We start from the raw sequence: 16,850 nt of genomic DNA on the forward strand, positions 1-16,850 counted from the left end.
GTGAACGGCTCCAGAGCAGCCGCACACGCATCGATCGCCGCACGGAACACCGGCTCCAAGGCGTACAACTCCGCACCCATCCCCACCCACTGCGCACCCTGCCCCGGGAACACGAACACCGACCGACCCGGCGAACCCGCGACACCCGTGACGATGCGGGGGTCTCCGTCGGCGAGGGCGGTCAGGTCCGCCATGAGGTCGGCCCGGGTGCTGCCCACCAGGGCCGTCCGGTGGGCGAGCACGGTGCGGGTGGTGGCGAGGGCCCGGCCGATCGCGGCCGGTCGGAGGCCGGGGTGGGCGGTGACGTGGTCCGCGAGCCGTCGGGCCTGGGCGCGGAGGGCGTCGTCCGACTTGCCGGACAGCAGCCACACGGTGGGCTCCGCGGAGTCGTCCGCGGCGGGCTGTTCGGGGGTCTTCTCGGGGAACTGTTCGATGACGACGTGGGCGTTGGTGCCGCTGGCCCCGAAGGCCGAGATGCCCGCGCGGCGGGGACGCCCGGTCTCCGGCCACGGCCGGGCCTCGGTCAGCAGCCGGACGTCACCGGTGTCCCACTCGACGTGCGGCGTGGGCTCCTGGACGTGCAGCGTCGGCGGCAGTTCCCCGTGCCGCATCGCCATCACCATCTTGATCACACCCGCCACACCGGCGGCGGCCTGGGTGTGGCCGATGTTGGACTTCACCGACCCCAACCACAGCGGCTCGGTGCGCCCCTGACCGTACGTCGCCAGCAGCGCCTGCGCCTCGATCGGATCACCCAGCGTCGTCCCCGTACCGTGCGCCTCCACCACGTCCACGTCCGACCCCGACAAACCCGCGTTCGCCAACGCCTGCCGGATCACCCGCTCCTGGGAGAGGCCGTTGGGCGCGGTCAGGCCGTTGGACGCACCGTCCTGGTTGACCGCCGAACCCCGCACCACCGCCAGCACCCGGTGACCGTTGCGGCGGGCGTCCGACAGCCGCTCCAGCAGCACCAACCCCGAACCCTCGCCCCACGCCGTCCCGTCGGCCGTCGACGAGAAGGGCTTGCACCGACCGTCGGGAGCCAGCGCGCGCTGGCGGGAGAACTCCGTGAACTGAAGGGGTGTCACGCTCACGGTCACCCCGCCGGCCAGGGCCAGCGAGCACTCGCCCGAGCGCAGTGCCTGCGCGGCGAGGTGGATCGCCATCAGTGACGAGGAACAGGCGGAGTCGATGGAGACGGCCTGGCCCTGGAGGCCCAGCAGGTAGGAGACCCGGCCGGAGGTGATGCTCGGCGAGATGCCGGTGGCGAGGTAGCCCTCGGTGTCGGGCGGCGCCTGGTCGGGGCTGCCGACGTAGCCGGAGGACCAGATGCCGGTGAACACACCTGTCTGGCTGCCCCGCAACGACGTCGGATCGATCCCTGCGTCCTCGAACGTCTCCCACGCCGTCTCCAGCAGCACCCGCTGCTGCGGGTCCATCGCCAACGCCTCACGCGGCGAGATCCCGAAGAACGCGGCATCGAAGCCCGCCGCATCCGCGAGGAACCCGCCCGACCGCGTGTACGACGTCCCCGGACCACCGGCCGGATCGTAGAGACGGCCCACGTCCCACCCACGGTCCGACGGGAACTCACCCACCGCATCGACCCCGCCCGCCACCAAGCCCCACAACTCCTCCGGCGACCCCACCCCGCCCGGCAGCCGGCACCCCATGCCCACGATCACCACCGGATCGACCCCGCCGTCCACCGACGCCACCGACACCACCGGCGCCACCGGCTCAACGCCCTTGGGCGCACCGGAGAGTTCGGCCGCGAGGTGGTCGGCGAGGTCGGCGGGGGTGGGGTGGTCGAAGACGAGGGTCGCGGGCAGCCGTAGGCCGGTGGCACCGGCGAGGCGGTTGCGCAGTTCGACGGAGGTCAGGGAGTCGAAGCCGAGGTCGCGGAAGGCGAGTCCGGGGGTGATCGCGGCGGCGTCGGAGTGGCCGAGGACGGTGGCGGTGTGGGCGGTCACCAGGGACAGCAGGTCCGACGCGGGGGCCTTGGGCGTCGGCAGGGTCGGCGGTATCGAGAGGTCGGCCGTGGTCAGCGCGGGACGTCCGGCGGCCAGTGCGGTGTCGAACATGGCCAGGGCGCGTTCGGTGCTGAGGGGGCGGACGCCCTTGCGGGCGAGGCGTCGGCGGTCGGCCGCGGTGAGGTGGGCGGTCATGCCGCTCTCCTGCTCCCAGTGGCCCCAGGCCATCGACACGGCGGGCAGTCCGAGGGCCTGCCGGTGTGCGGCGAACGCGTCGAGGTAGGAGTTCGCGGCGGCGTAGCCGGCCTGGCCGGCGTTGCCGAGCACACCCGCGGCCGCGGAGAACAGCACGAAGGCGGCGAGGTCGTGCTCGCGGGTCAGCTCGTGCAGGTGCCAGGCGCCGTCGACCTTGGGACGCAGCACCCGGTCGAGCTGCTCCGCGGTCAGCCGTGCCACGACGGTGTCGTCGAGCACGCCGGCCGCGTGGACGACGGCGGTGAGCGGGTGCGCGGCCGGGATGGCGTCCAGTACGGCCGCCAGCGCGTCCCGGTCCGCGACGTCACAGGCCACCACCCGCACGTCGACGTCCCCGCGCTGCTCCAGCTCCAGGTGCGGCACCGCGCCGCCGCGGCGGCTGAGGAGCAGCAGGTGCCGTACCCCGTAGCGGGACACCAGGTGCCGGGCGACGGCCTGGCCGAGGGTGCCGGTGCCGCCGGTGATCAGCACGGTGCCGTCGGGGTCGATCGGCCGGGGCACGGTGAGGACGATCTTGCCGGTGTGCCGGGCCTGGCTCATCAGCCGGAAGGAGTCGGCGGCCTGGCGGAGGTCCGCGGCGGTGACCGGCAGCGGCTCCAGCGTCCCGTCGGCGACCATCGCCACGACCCTGGAGAGGATGTCGCCCCGCCGCGCGGGGTCGACGTCGTTGAGGTCGAAGGCCCGGTGGATCAGGCCCTGGGGCGAGCGGACGTCCGTCTTGCCCAGCTCGACGAACCGTCCGCCGGGCGCGAGCAGCCGGAGGGAGGCGTCGGTGAGTTCCCCCGCGAGCGAGTTGAGGACGACGTCCACGGCCGGGAACCGGTCGGCGAACCGGGTGTCGCGGGACGAACCGATGTGGTCGTCCGCCAGCCCGAGGCGCCGCAGGGCGTCCCACTTGGCGGGGCTCGCGGTGGCGAAGACCTCCGCGCCGCTGTTCAGGGCCAGCTGGACGGCGGCCATGCCCACACCGCCCGCGCCGGAGTGGACCAGGACCCGGTCGCCGGGGCGCAGTTCGCCGAGGTCGAACAGCCCGTACCAGGCGGTGGTGAACGCGACGGGCACCGACGCCGCCGTGGTGAAGCTCCAGCCGTCGGGGATCGCCGTCAGGAGCCGGTGGTCGGCGACCGCGCGCGGCCCGAAGGCGCCGGGCATCATTCCCGTGACGCGGTCGCCGGGCCGCCAGGCCGTGACGCCGGGGCCGACCTCGATGACGGTGCCGGCCCCTTCGCCGCCCAGCGGGGGCCGGTCCGGGTACATGCCGAGGGTGATGAGCACGTCGCGGAAGTTCAGGCCGGCCGCGCGTACCGCGACCCGCACCTGCCCGGGTTCCAGCGCGGCCTCCTGCCAGGGCAGCAGGGCCAGGTCATCCAGTTGCCCGGTGCCGGACTCGCTCAGCCGGTACGCGCCGTCGGGGGCGGCCGGTTCCGGCACGTACCTGACCTGTCGCGGTACGAGGACGCCTTCCGGGCGCAGGGCCAGTTCGGGTTCGTCGCCGGCCGTCCTGGCGGCCCGGACCGCGTCCTGCTCGGACGCGTCGCCGACGTCGACCAGGACGAACCGGCCGGGGTGCTCGGCGGCGGCGCTGCGGACCAGGCCGCGCACGGCCGCGCCGGCCACGCCGCGGGTCAGGACGGCCAGGCGGGCGGCCGCCCGCTCCGGCTGCTCGGCCAGGAAGTCCTGGACGAGCGCGCGGGCCCGCTGGACGAGGGCGTGCACGGAGTCCGCGTCGGCTTCCGCGGTGAGCACCGGGCTCGGCACCACCTCGGTCGGCGTGCCCGGGGTGAGGGGCGTCCACCGGGTGTGCAGCACCGCGGCCCGGGCCTCGGCGGCCGGACGGACGGTCAGCGCGGTGATGTCCGCGACCGGGTTGCCGGACGGGTCGGCCAGTGTCGCGCGGTAGGTGTCGGTGCCCGTGCGGACCAGGTGGACCCGGGCGGACGACGCACCGGTGGTGTGCACGGCGACGCCGGAGAAGGAGAACGGCAGCCGGACCCGGGTGTCGGGGCTGAGCAGGATCAGCGGCTGGAGCGCGGCGTCCAGGAGCGCGGGGTGGAGGCCGAAGCGGGCGCCGTCGGGGACGGACACCTCGGCGTACAGTTCGTCCTCGCCCTGCCACAGCTCCCGCACGCCCCGGAACGCGGGCCCGTACCGGTAGCCGAGTCCGGCGAGGACGGCGTAGAACCCTTCGGGGTCCACGGGTTCGGCGTTCCTCGGCGGCCAGTCGAGGCGACCGGCCGTCACCCGGCCGCCGAGGGTTCCGGACGCGTGGCGGACCCAGCCGTCGCCGCCCTTGGAGTGCACGGTGACCGGGCGGCGGCCGGCGTCGTCCGGGCCGCCGACCGAGACCTGGATGTCCGTGGGCGTGTCCGAGAGCGCGAGGGGCAGGTGCAGGACGAGGTCGTCCAGGGTCCCGCCGGCCAGGGTGGCGAGTTCGAGGAAGGCGGTGCCCGGCAGCAGGACCGTGCCGTCGACGGCGTGGTCGGCCAGCCAGGGGTGGGTGCGGGTGGAGACGCGGCCGCTGTGCACGGTGGTCCCGTCGGGCAGTTCGACCGTGGTGCCCGCCAGCGGGTGCCCGGTGCCGTGGTCGCCGGCCGCGGGGGTCAGCCAGTAGGTGCGGCGTTGGAAGGCGTAGCGCGGCAGCCTGACGCCGTGCGGGCGGTCGTGCGGCCAGGTCACGGCGACGCCCTGGACGTGGAGGCGGGCCAGGGCGGTGTGGAACTCCCCGACGGTGCCGTGGTCGCGGCGCAGGGTGCCGGTGGCGGCGACGTCCAGCGCGGGCACCAGGACCGGGTGCGGGCTGACCTCGACGAAGACGGTGTGGCCGTGGTCGAGCAAGAGGCGGGTGGCGAGGTCGAAGCGTACGGGTTCGCGGAGGTTGCGGTACCAGTAGGCGGCGTCGAGGGCGGCGGTGTCGATCGGCTCGCCGGTGACGGTGGAGTAGAACGGGACCGCTGTCTGTCGCGGTGTGATGTCGGCCAGGTCGGTGAGCAGTTGCTCGCGGACCGCCTCGACCTGCGCGGAGTGCGCCGCGTAGTCGACGGGCAGCCGACGGGCGCGGACGCCGTCGGACTCACAGGCCGCCAGCAGTCCGTCCAGCGCGTCGAGGCCGCCGGACACCACGACGGTCGAGGCGGAGTTGACCACCGCGACGGTGATCCGGTCGCCCCAGGGGCTCAGGTAGCCGACGGCGTCGTCCGCCGACAGCGCGAGGGACACCATGCCGCCGTGCCCGGCCAGCGCGACCAGCGCCCTGCTGCGCAGCGCCACCACCTTCGCGGCATCCTCCAACGACAGCGTGCCCGCCACGTACGCCGCCGCGATCTCCCCCTGCGAATGCCCGACGACCGCGTCCGGCTCCACCCCGTGCGCCCGCCACAACTCCGCCAACGCCACCATCACCGCGAACAGCGCGGGCTGCACCACCTCCACCCGCTCCAACGACCCACCACCGGTCAGCACCTCCACCAACGACCAGCCCGTGAACGGCTCCAGAGCAGCGGCACACGCATCGATCGCCGCACGGAACACCGGCTCCGAGGCGTACAACTCCGCACCCATCCCCACCCACTGCGCACCTTGCCCCGGGAACACGAACACCGACCGACCCACCACACCAGCCACGCCGGTCACCAGACCCGGCGCTGTGCGGCCCTCCGCCAGCGCTTCCAACGCCTCCGCACCATTCACCACCACGGCCCGGTGCTCGAACACCGTCCGGGCAGCCAGCGCGCCCCCGACCGCCGCCGGACCCACCTCGGGGTACGCGGCGACGAACTCGCCCAACCGGCGCGCCTGTTCCCGCAACGCCGGCTCGGACCTGGCGGACAGCGGCCAGAGGACCTGGTCGTCCGCGCGGCCCCGGGGAGAGGGTGCGGCGGAGTCGGCCTCGGCGGGCTGTTCGAGGATGCTCTGCTCGATGATGACGTGCGCGTTGGTGCCGCTGATGCCGAAGGCGGAGACGGCGGCCCGCCGGGGCCGCCCGGTCCCGGGCCACGCGACCGGTTCGGTGAGCAGGCGGACCGCGTCGGAGGACCAGTCGACGTGCGAGGTCGGCGCGTCCACGTGCAGGGTTCGCGGCAGCTGCCCGTGCCGCATCGCCATCACCATCTTGATCACACCCGCCACACCCGCCGCCGCCTGGGTGTGCCCGATGTTGGACTTCACCGACCCCAACCACAACGGCTCGGAACGGTCCTGACCGTACGTCGCCAACAGCGCCTGCGCCTCGATCGGATCACCCAGCGTCGTCCCCGTACCGTGCGCCTCCACCACGTCCACGTCCGACCCCGACAACCCGGCATTGGCGAGAGCCTGCCGGATCACCCGCTCCTGCGACGGACCGTTCGGCGCCGTCAACCCGTTCGACGCACCGTCCTGGTTGGTGGCGGAGCCCCGGACGACCGCCAGCACCTCGTGGCCGTTGCGGCGGGCGTCCGACAAGCGTTCCAGCAGCAGCAGGCCGGCGCCCTCGGCCCAGCCCGCCCCGTCGGCCGCGGCGGCGAAGGGCTTGCTGCGGCCGTCGGGCGCGCTCGCCCCCTGCCGGGACATCTCGGTGAACAGCGTGGGTGTCGCGTTGACGGTGACGCCGCCGGCCAGGGCGAAGGAGCACTCTCCCGAGCGCAGCGCCTGCGCGGCCAGGTGCAGGGCCACCAGGGACGACGAGCAGCCGGTGTCCAGGGACAGGGCCGGGCCGAGCAGGCCCAGCTGGTACGCCAGTCGGCCGGACCCCACGCTCGACGCGGTGCCGGTGACCTGGTAGCCCTCCAGGTCGTCGGGGACGGGTCCGGCGGCGTAGCCGGTGGACCACAGGCCGGTGAACACGCCGGTGGGGGTGCCCTCCAGCGTGGTCGGGTCGATGCCGGCGTGTTCGATGGTCTCCCACGCGGTCTCCAGCAGGATGCGCTGCTGCGGGTCCATGGCGAGCGCCTCGCGGGGCGATATCCCGAAGAACGCCGCGTCGAAGTCGCCGGCGGCGTCGAGGAAGCCGCCCCGGGACGTGCTCGACGTGCGGGGGCGGCTCCCCGTCGGGTCGTAGAGGCGGTCGACGTCCCACCCCCGGTCGGCCGGGAAGTCGCCGACCGCGTCCACGCCGTCCGCGACCAGCCGCCACAGGTCCTCGGGGGTGCCGACGCCGCCGGGGTAGCGGCAGCCCATGCCGATGACCGCGATCGGCTCGTCCGTCGCGGCCGGGGCCGGGGCCTGCGGCGCGTCCCGGTCGCCGGACAGGTGGGCGGCCAGCCGTGCCGGGGTGGGGTGGTCGAAGACGAGGGTGGCGGGCAGTTCCACCCCGAGCGCGGCGGCCAGGCGGTTGCGCAGTTCCACCGCGGTCAGTGAGTCGAAGCCCAGTTCCCTGAACGCCCGCCGGGGGTCGAGCCGTTCGGGGGCGGCGTGTCCCAGCACCACGGCGACGTGGGTGGTGATCAGCTCCAGCAGGTCGGTGCCGGCGGCGGGGGGCGCGGGTCGGGGGTGCTGCGTCCGGCCGTGGGTCTCGGGCAGGTCCCGCAGCAGCCGGCTCGGCCGCGCGTGGGTGTAGGCGCGGGCGAACTGCGCCCAGTCGGCCTCGGTGACGACCGCGAGGGCCTCGTCGTGGTCGAGGACGTCCTGCAGCGCGTCGAGCGCCCGGCCCGGGTCCAGTTCGCCGAGCCCGAGCAGGGTGCGCTGGCGCTGCACGGGCTCCAGGGCCGCCATGCCGCCCTCGGCCCAGATGCCCCAGGCGACGGAGGTCGTGGCGCGGCCCCGGGCGCGGTGCTGGGCGGCCAGCGCGTCGAGGAAGGCGTTGCCGGCGGCGTAGGCCGCGCCGTGGCCGTCGCCCCACACGCCCGCGGTGGAGGAGAACAGGACGAGGGCGTCGAGGTCCGGCAGGAGTTCCGCCAGGTTCGCCGCCCCGGCGACCTTGGCCGTGACGACCTCGGCGAACTCCGCCGGTGTCGTGTCGGCCAGCCTGGTGGCCCTGATCACGCCGGCGGTGTGGAAGACCGCGCGGATGTCGCCGACGCGCTCGACGAGGTCCCGCAGGGCGTCCCGGTCGGCCACGTCGCACGCCGCCACGGTCACCCGTGCCCCGGCTGCTTCCAGTTCGTCGCGCAGTCCGGCCGCGCCGGGTGCGTCGGGGCCGCGGCGGGCGGCCAGCACGATGTGCTCCGCTCCCTGCCGGGCGAGGCGGCGGGCCACGTGTCCGCCGAGCGCGCCGGTGCCGCCGGTGACCAGCACCGTGCCCCGCGGCCGCCAGGACCGCGCGGCCGGGCCCGACGGGGCCCTGCGGCGCAGCCGCTTGGCGAGGCGCCGGGCGCCGCGGATCGCCACCTGGTCCTCGCCCGTACCGGCGAGCACGACGAGCAGCGCGTTGACGCTCTCCTCGTCGGGCACGGCGGGAAGGTCGACCAGGCCGCCCCAGTGGTGCGGGAACTCCAGCGCCGCGGACGCGCCGGTGCCCCACGCCAGGGCCTGGGCCGGGTTGGTGACCGGGTCGGTGTCCGAGGTGCTCACGGCGCCGCTGGTCGCGCACCACAGCGGGACGGCCGCCGCCCTCACCGGGTCCGGGCTGCGCGCCGGGTCGAGGGTGCGGACCAGGTCCAGGGTGCGGACCAGGCCCGCCGGGAGCACCGGGTGGTCGGGGTGCGGCTCCTCGTCCAGCGCCAGCAGCGACAGCACGCCGTCCGGCCCGGGCCGGGCGTCACCGGTGCCGGCCGCGTCCCAGCTGTCGGCCACCGGGAAGCCCCGTTCGCGCAGGGCCTCGGCCCACGGGTGCCCGGTCGCGGCCAGGACGAGCCAGCGATCCGGGTCCACCGGGACCGCGGCACCGCTCGCCGGTGCCCATGCCACCTCGTACCGCCAGTCGCCACGGGGCACCGGCGGGGTCGCGGTCACCCAGTAGGGCTCGCGCTGGAAGGCGTACGTGGGCAGGTCCGCCCCGGGTGCGGTGCGGGGCAGGACCGGCGTCCAGTCGACGTCGGTTCCGGCGGCGTGGAGGCGTCCCGCCGCGGCGAGGAACTCGGTGAGGCCGCCGTGGTCTCGGCGCAGGGTGCCGGTGGCGGCGACGTCCAGCGCGGGCACCAGGACGGGGTGCGGGCTGACCTCGACGAAGACGGAGTGGCCGTCGGCGGTGAGCCGGGCGGCGGCGAGGTCGAAGCGTACGGGTTCGCGGAGGTTGCGGTACCAGTAGGCGGCGTCGAGGGCGGCGGTGTCGACCGGCTCGCCGGTGACGGTGGAGTAGAACGGGACCGCCGCCTGACGTGGTGTGATGTCGGCCAGGTCGGTGAGGAGTTGCTCGCGGACCGCCTCGACCTGCGCGGAGTGGGCGGCGTAGTCGACGGGTAGCCGCCGGGCGCGGACGCCGTCGGACTCACAGGCCGTCAGCAGTTCGTCCAGCGCGTCGAGGCCGCCGGACACCACGACGGCCGCGGGCCCGTTCACCACGGCGGTGGTCAGCCGCCCGCCCCAACGGGCCAGGTAGTCGGCGGCCTGTTCGACGGACAGCGCGAGGGACACCATGCCGCCGTGCCCGGCCAGCGCGACCAGCGCCCTGCTGCGCAGCGCCACCACCTTCGCGGCATCCTCCAACGACAGCGCGCCCGCCACGTACGCCGCCGCGATTTCCGCCTGGGAGTGGCCGACCACGGCGTCCGGCCGCACGCCGTGGGACCGCCACAGGTCGGCCAGCGCCACCATGACGGCGAACAGGGCCGGCTGCACCACGTCGACGCGGTCCAGCGCGCCGTGGCGCAGTTCGTCGACCAGCGACCAGTCCGTGTACGGGGCCAGGGCGGCGGCGCAGGCGTCGATGCCCGCGCGGAAGACCTCGGACTGCTCGTACAGGTCACGGCCCATCCCCGCCCACTGCGCACCCTGCCCGGGGAAGGCGAACACGGTTCCGCCGGTACGGGTGGGCGGTGCCGGCGGGAGCGCGGCCAGGCCGGACAGCAGGTCGTCCCGGTCGGTGCCGACCACCGCGGCCCGGTGCTCGAACCGGGTGCGGGCGGCCAGGGCGCGGCTGATCGCGGCGGCCGGGACGTCGGGGTGGGCGGTCGCGTACGCGTGCAGCCGCTCGGCCTGGGCGCGCAGCGCGGCGTCGGTCTTCGCGGACAGCAGCCAGACGGTGGGGGCGGCCCGGTCGGCGGGCTCGGGAAGGCGGCCGGGGTCCGGGTCGGAGGACTGCTCGATGATCAGGTGGGCGTTGGTGCCGCTGATGCCGAACGCCGAGACGCCCGCGCGACGCGGGCGGCCGCTGTCGGGCCACGGCCGGGCCTCGGTGAGCAGGGCGACCCGGCCCGCCGACCAGTCGACGTGCGAACTCGGCTCATCCACGTGCAGGGTTCGCGGCAGCTGACCGTGCCGCATCGCCATCACCATCTTGATCACACCCGCCACACCCGCCGCCGCCTGGGTGTGCCCGATGTTGGACTTCACCGACCCCAACCACAGCGGCTCGTCCCGCCCCTGACCGTACGTCGCCAGCAACGCCTGCGCCTCGATCGGGTCGCCCAGCGTCGTCCCCGTACCGTGCGCCTCCACCACGTCCACGTCCGACCCCGACAACCCGGCACTGGCCAACGCCTGCCGGATCACCCGCTCCTGCGACGGACCGTTCGGCGCCGTCAACCCGTTCGACGCACCGTCCTGGTTGACCGCCGAACCCCGCACCACCGCCAACACCCGATGACCGTTGCGACGGGCGTCCGACAACCGCTCCAACAGCACCAGACCGGCGCCCTCGGCCCAGGACGTACCGTCGGCCGCGGCGGCGAAGGGCTTGCTGCGACCGTCCGCCGCGAGGCCGTGCTGGCGGGAGAACTCGGTGAAGCCCAGCGGTGTCGCCATGATCGTGACACCGCCGGCGAGCGCCAGCGAGCACTCGCCCGTACGCAGCGACTGGGCGGCCAGGTGCAGGGCGACCAGCGACGAGGAGCAGGCGGTGTCCACGGACAGCGCCGGACCGCGCAGCCCGAGGTGGTAGGCGACCCGGCCGGAGGTGACGCTGGTCGCGACGCCGGTCAGCAGGTAACCCTCCAGGTCCTGCGGCAGGCCCGGTCCGGTCGCGTAGCCGGACGACCAGACGCCGGTGAACACGCCGGTGTGGCTGCCGCGCAGCGAGGTCGGGTCGATCCCGGCGTGCTCGAAGGTCTCCCAGGCCGTCTCCAGCACGAGCCGCTGCTGCGGGTCCATGGCGAGCGCCTCGCGGGGCGAGATGCCGAAGAACGGGGCGTCGAAGCCGGGCGCCGCCTCCAGGAACCCGCCCCGGTTGACGTACGTGGTGCCCGCGCCGCGCAGTTCGGGGTCGTACAGGCCGCCCAGGTCCCAGCCTCGGTCGTCCGGGAAGCCGCCGATCGCGTCCCCGCACGCCGCGACGAGCCGCCACAGGTCGTCCGGCGAGGCCACCCCGCCGGGGAAGCGGCAGCCCATGCCCACGATGACGACCGGGTCGTCGTCGTGGGCGGTCGGCGCGGCGGGGGCCGACCGGTCGCCGGGGCCGGTGCGCAGCCAGTCGATCAGCTCCGCGGGCGTCGGGTGGTCGAAGACGAGGCCGGACGGGAGGGGCCGGTCCAGGGCGGCGGCCAGGCGGTTGCGCAGTTCGAGCCCGGTGATCGAGTCGAAGCCGAGGTCCTTGAAGGTGAGCGCGGGATCGACGTCCGCGGGGTTCTCGTGGCCCAGCACGAGCGCGATCTGCGCGGTGACCACGGCGGCCGTGTCGCCCGCGTCGCCCGACGCGGGGTCGTCCGTGTCCGGACCGGGCGCGGCGGTGTCCGCCGTTCGCGTCCCCGGGTCGGCCGGGGTCCGGCCGACCCGCCCGGCCGCCGCTTCGGGCAGCCAGTACGGACGACGCTGGAAGGCGTACGTGGGCAGGTCGACCGGCGCGGCCCCGGCGACGGCCGGGGACCAGTCGACGGGCACGCCGGCCACGAACAGCCGGGACAGCGCGGTCAGGAAGTCGTCCGGCCCGCCCCGGTCGCGGCCGAGCGTGCCGGTGGCGACGCCGGGCGCGCCGGTCCGCTCGCGGGCCTGTTCCAGGAGCTGTTCGAGGGCGGGTAGCAGCACCGGGTGCGGGCTGACCTCGACCACGACGTCGTGCCCGTCCGCCAGCAGTGCGGCGGCGGCCAGGTCGAAGCGGACCGGCTCGCGCAGGTTGCGGTACCAGTAGTCGGCGTCGAGCGCCGTGGTGTCGTCGAGGAGGCCGCCGGTGACCGCGGAGTAGTACGGGACGGTGCCCCGCCGCGGCCGCACCCCGTCCAGTGCGGTGCGCAGTTGCTCGCGGACCGCCTCGACGTGCGCGGAGTGGGAGGCGTAGTCCACCGGGACCACGCGTGCGCGGACACCGTCCGCCGCGCAGGACTCGACCAGTTCGGCCAGGGCCTGCGTGTCGCCGGACACCACGACCGAACCGGTGGCGTTGACAACGGCGACCGTCAGCGCGCCGCCCCAGCGCGACACGTAGTCCTCGGCCCGCTCGGCGGGCAGGGCCACGGACACCATGCCGCCCCGGCCGGTCAGCGCGACCAGCGCGCGGCTGCGCAGTGCCACGATCCGGGCCGCGTCGGGCAGCGACAGCGCGCCCGCGACGTGTGCCGCGGCGATCTCGCCCTGCGAGTGCCCGACCACCGCGTCGGGCTCGACGCCGAAGGAGCGCCACAGGGCCGCCAGGGACACCATCACCGCGAACAGGGAGGGCTGCACGACGTCCACGCGGTCGAGCGGGGCGCCGTCCAGGACCTCGGCCAGGGACCAGTCGGTGTACGGGGCCAGGGCCCGGGCGCACTCGTCCATGGCGGTCCGGAAGACGGGGTACGCGGCGTACAGCTCCCGGCCCATGCCGACCCACTGCGCGCCCTGGCCGGGGAACACGAAGACGGTGCGGCCCGGGGTGCCGGCCCGGCCGGCGGCGAGCCGGGAGGAGTCGAGCAGGACCGCGCGGTGCGCGAAGCGGGTTCGGGTGGTGGCCAGCGCGTGCGCGACCTCGGCGGCGGTCAGGTCCGGGTGGCTGCGCACGTGTTCGCGCAGGCGCCCGATCTGCGCGCGCAGCGCCTGTTTGGTCCGGGCCGTGACGATCCACGGCGCCGGCCCGGCTCCGGGGGCGGGCCGCCGGACCGGCGGCGCGGCCGGACCGGGCGCCTGCTCGACGATCACGTGCGCGTTGGTGCCGCCCATGCCGAACGAGGACACGCCGGCGAGCAGGGACGCGTCCGGCCGCGGCCAGGGGGTCAGCGCGGTCTGGACCCGCAGCGCCAGTGCGTCGAGGGGGATGCCGGGGTGGGGGGTTTCGTGGTTCAGGCTCGGCGGCAGTGCGCGGTGGTGCACGCTGAGGACGGCCTTGAGCAGGCCGACGATCCCCGCGGCGCCTTCCAGGTGGCCGACGTTGGTCTTGGCGGACCCGACCCGCAGGGCGCTGTCGGGGTCGCCGGACCCGGCCGGGCCGCGGTAGGCCGCCGCGAGGGCGGCGGCCTCGACGGGGTCGCCGACGGCGGTGCCGGTGCCGTGCAGCTCCACGTACTGCACGTCCGCGGGACGCACGCCGGCGCGGGCCAGTGCCTCGCGGACGACCTGTTCCTGGGCCTGCGCGCTGGGCACGGTCAGGCTCCGCGTGGCGCCGTCGTTGTTGACCGCGCTGCCCCGGATGACGCCGTAGACGCGGTCCCCGTCGGCCAGGGCCCGGTCCAGCGGTTTCAGAACGAGGAAGGCGCCGCCCTCGCCGCGGACGAAGCCGTTGGCCCGGGCGTCGAAGGTGAAGCAGCGGTCGTCCGGGGACAGGCCGCCGAACTCCGCCGCCCCCTCCTCGCGGGCGGCGGTCAGGTTGAGGTTCACCCCGCCGGCCAGGGCGAGCGCCGACTCGCCGCGGCGCAGGCTCTCGACCGCCAGGTGCACCGCGACCAGCGCCGACGACTGGGCCGTGTCGACCGTCATGCTCGGTCCGCGCACACCGAGGAAGTGCGAGACGCGGTTGGCGATGACCCCCCGGCTGGTGCCGGTGAGCGTGTGGGGCGTGACGGGGCCCGGGTGGGCCAGGGAGGTGTAGTCCTCCCACATCGAGCCGACGAACACCCCCGTCGGGCCGCCCGTCAGCGTGCTCGGCACGATCCGGGCGTCCTCCAGGGCCTCCCAGGCGAGTTCGAGCATGAGCCGCTGCTGCGGGTCCATGCCGGCGGCCTCGCGGGGGGAGATCCCGAAGAACGCCGCGTCGAAGCCGTCCACCCGGTCCAGGTAGCCGCCGTGCCGCACGACCTGCCGGCCCGGGGGCGGCGCGGTGATCGCGTCGGCCCCGTCGCACAGCAGTCGCCAGAACGCCTCCGGATCCGGGGCTTTCGGCAACCTGCCCGCCATGCCGATGACAGCGACACGATCGGCGTCCGAATCCAGGGGAAAGCGCATCGCAGCGACACCTCGTGAGCCGGGGAATGAAGGAAGGCGGGGTGTTTCCGTAGCAGTCCCGATGGTGCGGCCCCGCCGCGCGGGCGGCCGGGGCGTGGAGCACGCGGGCAGCCCGGCGGCCCGGTGATATCCGAAACGGACTCGACCGCGCTTCGGGCGCCTGGATCAGTGGAGCGGTCCTCGGAAGGGACGGCGTGGGCGACGCTCTCCGAGGAAGATGCGCTGGTGAGCTGAGCGTGAGGGGGCCGAAGCGATGATCGTCCCGCCGCGGAGACGAGCATGGCAGTAACATCACGCCGTCGCCATAGGCCACGCGAAGGCTGGCTCAAACGAAGCACATCGCAATGTCATATGCCTGCACGACAAAGGCGCCGTGGCGCGATTCGTGCTGTGTCCGGGAAACGCGCCGTTTCTCGCGGAAGTCCGGCCGCCCCCCGCGCCGTCACGCCCGGAACGGGTTCACGGGGCACCATCGACGCCGCCGGTGACAACGCCCTAGAATCCCGTTCGCACTCGCGCAGAAGAACGTCCTCGACCGTCGTCCGGCCACCCGGAAAAACCGCCGCACGGCGCTCACCGCCCGGATCGGGCGGACCGACCACCGACGCCACCGACGCCGTCGGCGGCTCCGGCCGAACGGTTCGCCCCCCTCACTTCGAGTCACTTCGAGTCACTTCGAGTCGCTTCGAGTCGCTTCGAGACGACCGCGGAGCGCCCCCGCCCCCGGCGGCCCACCACCCGGCCGTCACCGTTCCCTGCACCGGTCCCGGCCGTTCGCGGCCCGGCACCCGGCGCCCGGGCCCGGTGACGCCCAGTCAGGAGGCAGCGATGCACGCCACGTTCCCCTTCACCACGCCGCACCACCTCGACAACGAGCCCGAGGCCGAGGCCCTGCTCGCGCAGGCCCCGGTCGTCCTCGCGACGATGGGGGCCGCGGACGTCTGGCTCGCCCTCTCCCACCGGGCGGTGCGGCAGGTCCTGAGCGACAGCCGGTTCAGCCGGGAGGCGGCCACGCTGCCGGGCAGCCCGCTGAAACTGTCCGTCGCCGCCGACCCGTTACTGGTCACCAGCCTGGACGGCGAGCGCCACGCCCGCCTGCGCAAGCTGATGTCGCAGGCGTTCAGCCCGCGCATGGTCGACCGGCTCGAACCACGGGTGCAGTCCGTCGTGGACTCCTTGCTCGACTCCCTCGAACCCCCCGCGGATCTGGTGGCAGGTCTCTGCGCCCCGCTGCCGCTGATGGTCATCTGCGAACTGCTCGGCGTGCCCTACTCCGAGGCGGGGGCCATCCGCAGGTGGACCAGGCGGCTGTTCGTCACGGACATCACTCCGGACGAACTGCGGTCCGCCCAGGGCGAGATGCAGGACTGGCTCGCCGACCTGGTGCGGCAGAAGCGGGCGCGGCCGGACGACGGACTGATCTCGGCCATGGTCGCCGCCAACGACGAGGGCGACCACCTCACCGAGCCCGAGCTGCTGGCCAACCTCGAGGGCCTGCTGATCGCCGGCCACGAGACGACCGTCAACCAGCTGGGCAACTCGTTCCTGACCCTGCTGCGCCACCCGGACCAGCTCGCGCTGCTGCGGTCGGCACCGGACCTGATCGGACCGGCGGTCGACGAACTGCTGCGCTACAGCCGGCTCTTCACCTCGGCAGAGGTCCGGGTCACGACCGAGCCCGTCGATCTGGAGGGCGTCCGCCTGGCGGCGGGCCAACCGGTGCTGCCGGTCATCGTCGCGGCCAACCGCGACCCGGGTGCGTACCCGGACCCCGGCCGCTTCGACATCACCCGCGAAGGACCGGCGGCGCACCTCGCCTTCGGGCACGGGCCGCACTTCTGCCTCGGCGCGGTGCTGGCCCGCCGGGAGATGCGGGTGGCGATCGGGTCCGTGCTGAAACGGTATCCGGGACTGCGCCTCGCCGTGGACGAGTCCGAGCTCGCCTACGTGCCGGAACTGGTCTTCCGCGGCCTGCAGGCGCTGCCGGTCACGTGGTGAGCCGCGGTCTCCCGGACCCCGGGCGCGGGAACCGGACGGATCGACGGGCCCGTCGAGCGGCCGACGGCCACGCCCCGGGCCGCGCCGACCGGAACGCCCTCGTCCCGGGGGCGCTCACCGGGCCGCGGTAAGCGCCGCCTAGGCTGGGCCCGAACGAAACCGGACCAAACCGGACCGGGCCACACCGGGCCGCGCCGGGCCGCCGCGCGCGCGGCGGCCCGGTCGGCATGGACGAAAGCGGGGCCGCCCGATGGGCGACGGCATGAC

2 protein-coding genes are annotated in these 16,850 nt (G+C 74.9%); one reads left to right on the forward strand and one right to left on the reverse strand.

The features are described from left to right. Positions 1–14,585: SDR family NAD(P)-dependent oxidoreductase (locus tag ACIQVD_RS13245; RefSeq protein ID WP_402288683.1), on the reverse strand; the 14,585-nt coding region annotated here is incomplete at its 3' end. An 828-nt stretch (positions 14,586–15,413) separates the two neighbouring features. Between ACIQVD_RS13245 and ACIQVD_RS13250 the strand changes: the two genes are divergently transcribed. Further along, entirely contained in the window at positions 15,414–16,583 is a 1,170-nt protein-coding gene (locus ACIQVD_RS13250) for a cytochrome P450 (RefSeq protein WP_400685626.1), read from the forward strand. Positions 16,584–16,850 lie beyond the last annotated feature (267 nt).

The organism is Kitasatospora sp. NPDC090308 (assembly GCF_044769485.1).
Lineage (GTDB): Bacteria > Actinomycetota > Actinomycetes > Streptomycetales > Streptomycetaceae > Kitasatospora > Kitasatospora fiedleri.

What these genes read in the sequence shown, in the direction of transcription:
- ACIQVD_RS13250 (WP_400685626.1), top strand. Translation starts at nt 15,414, where the DNA reads ATGCACGCCACGTTCCCCTTCACCACGCCGCACCACCTCGACAACGAG.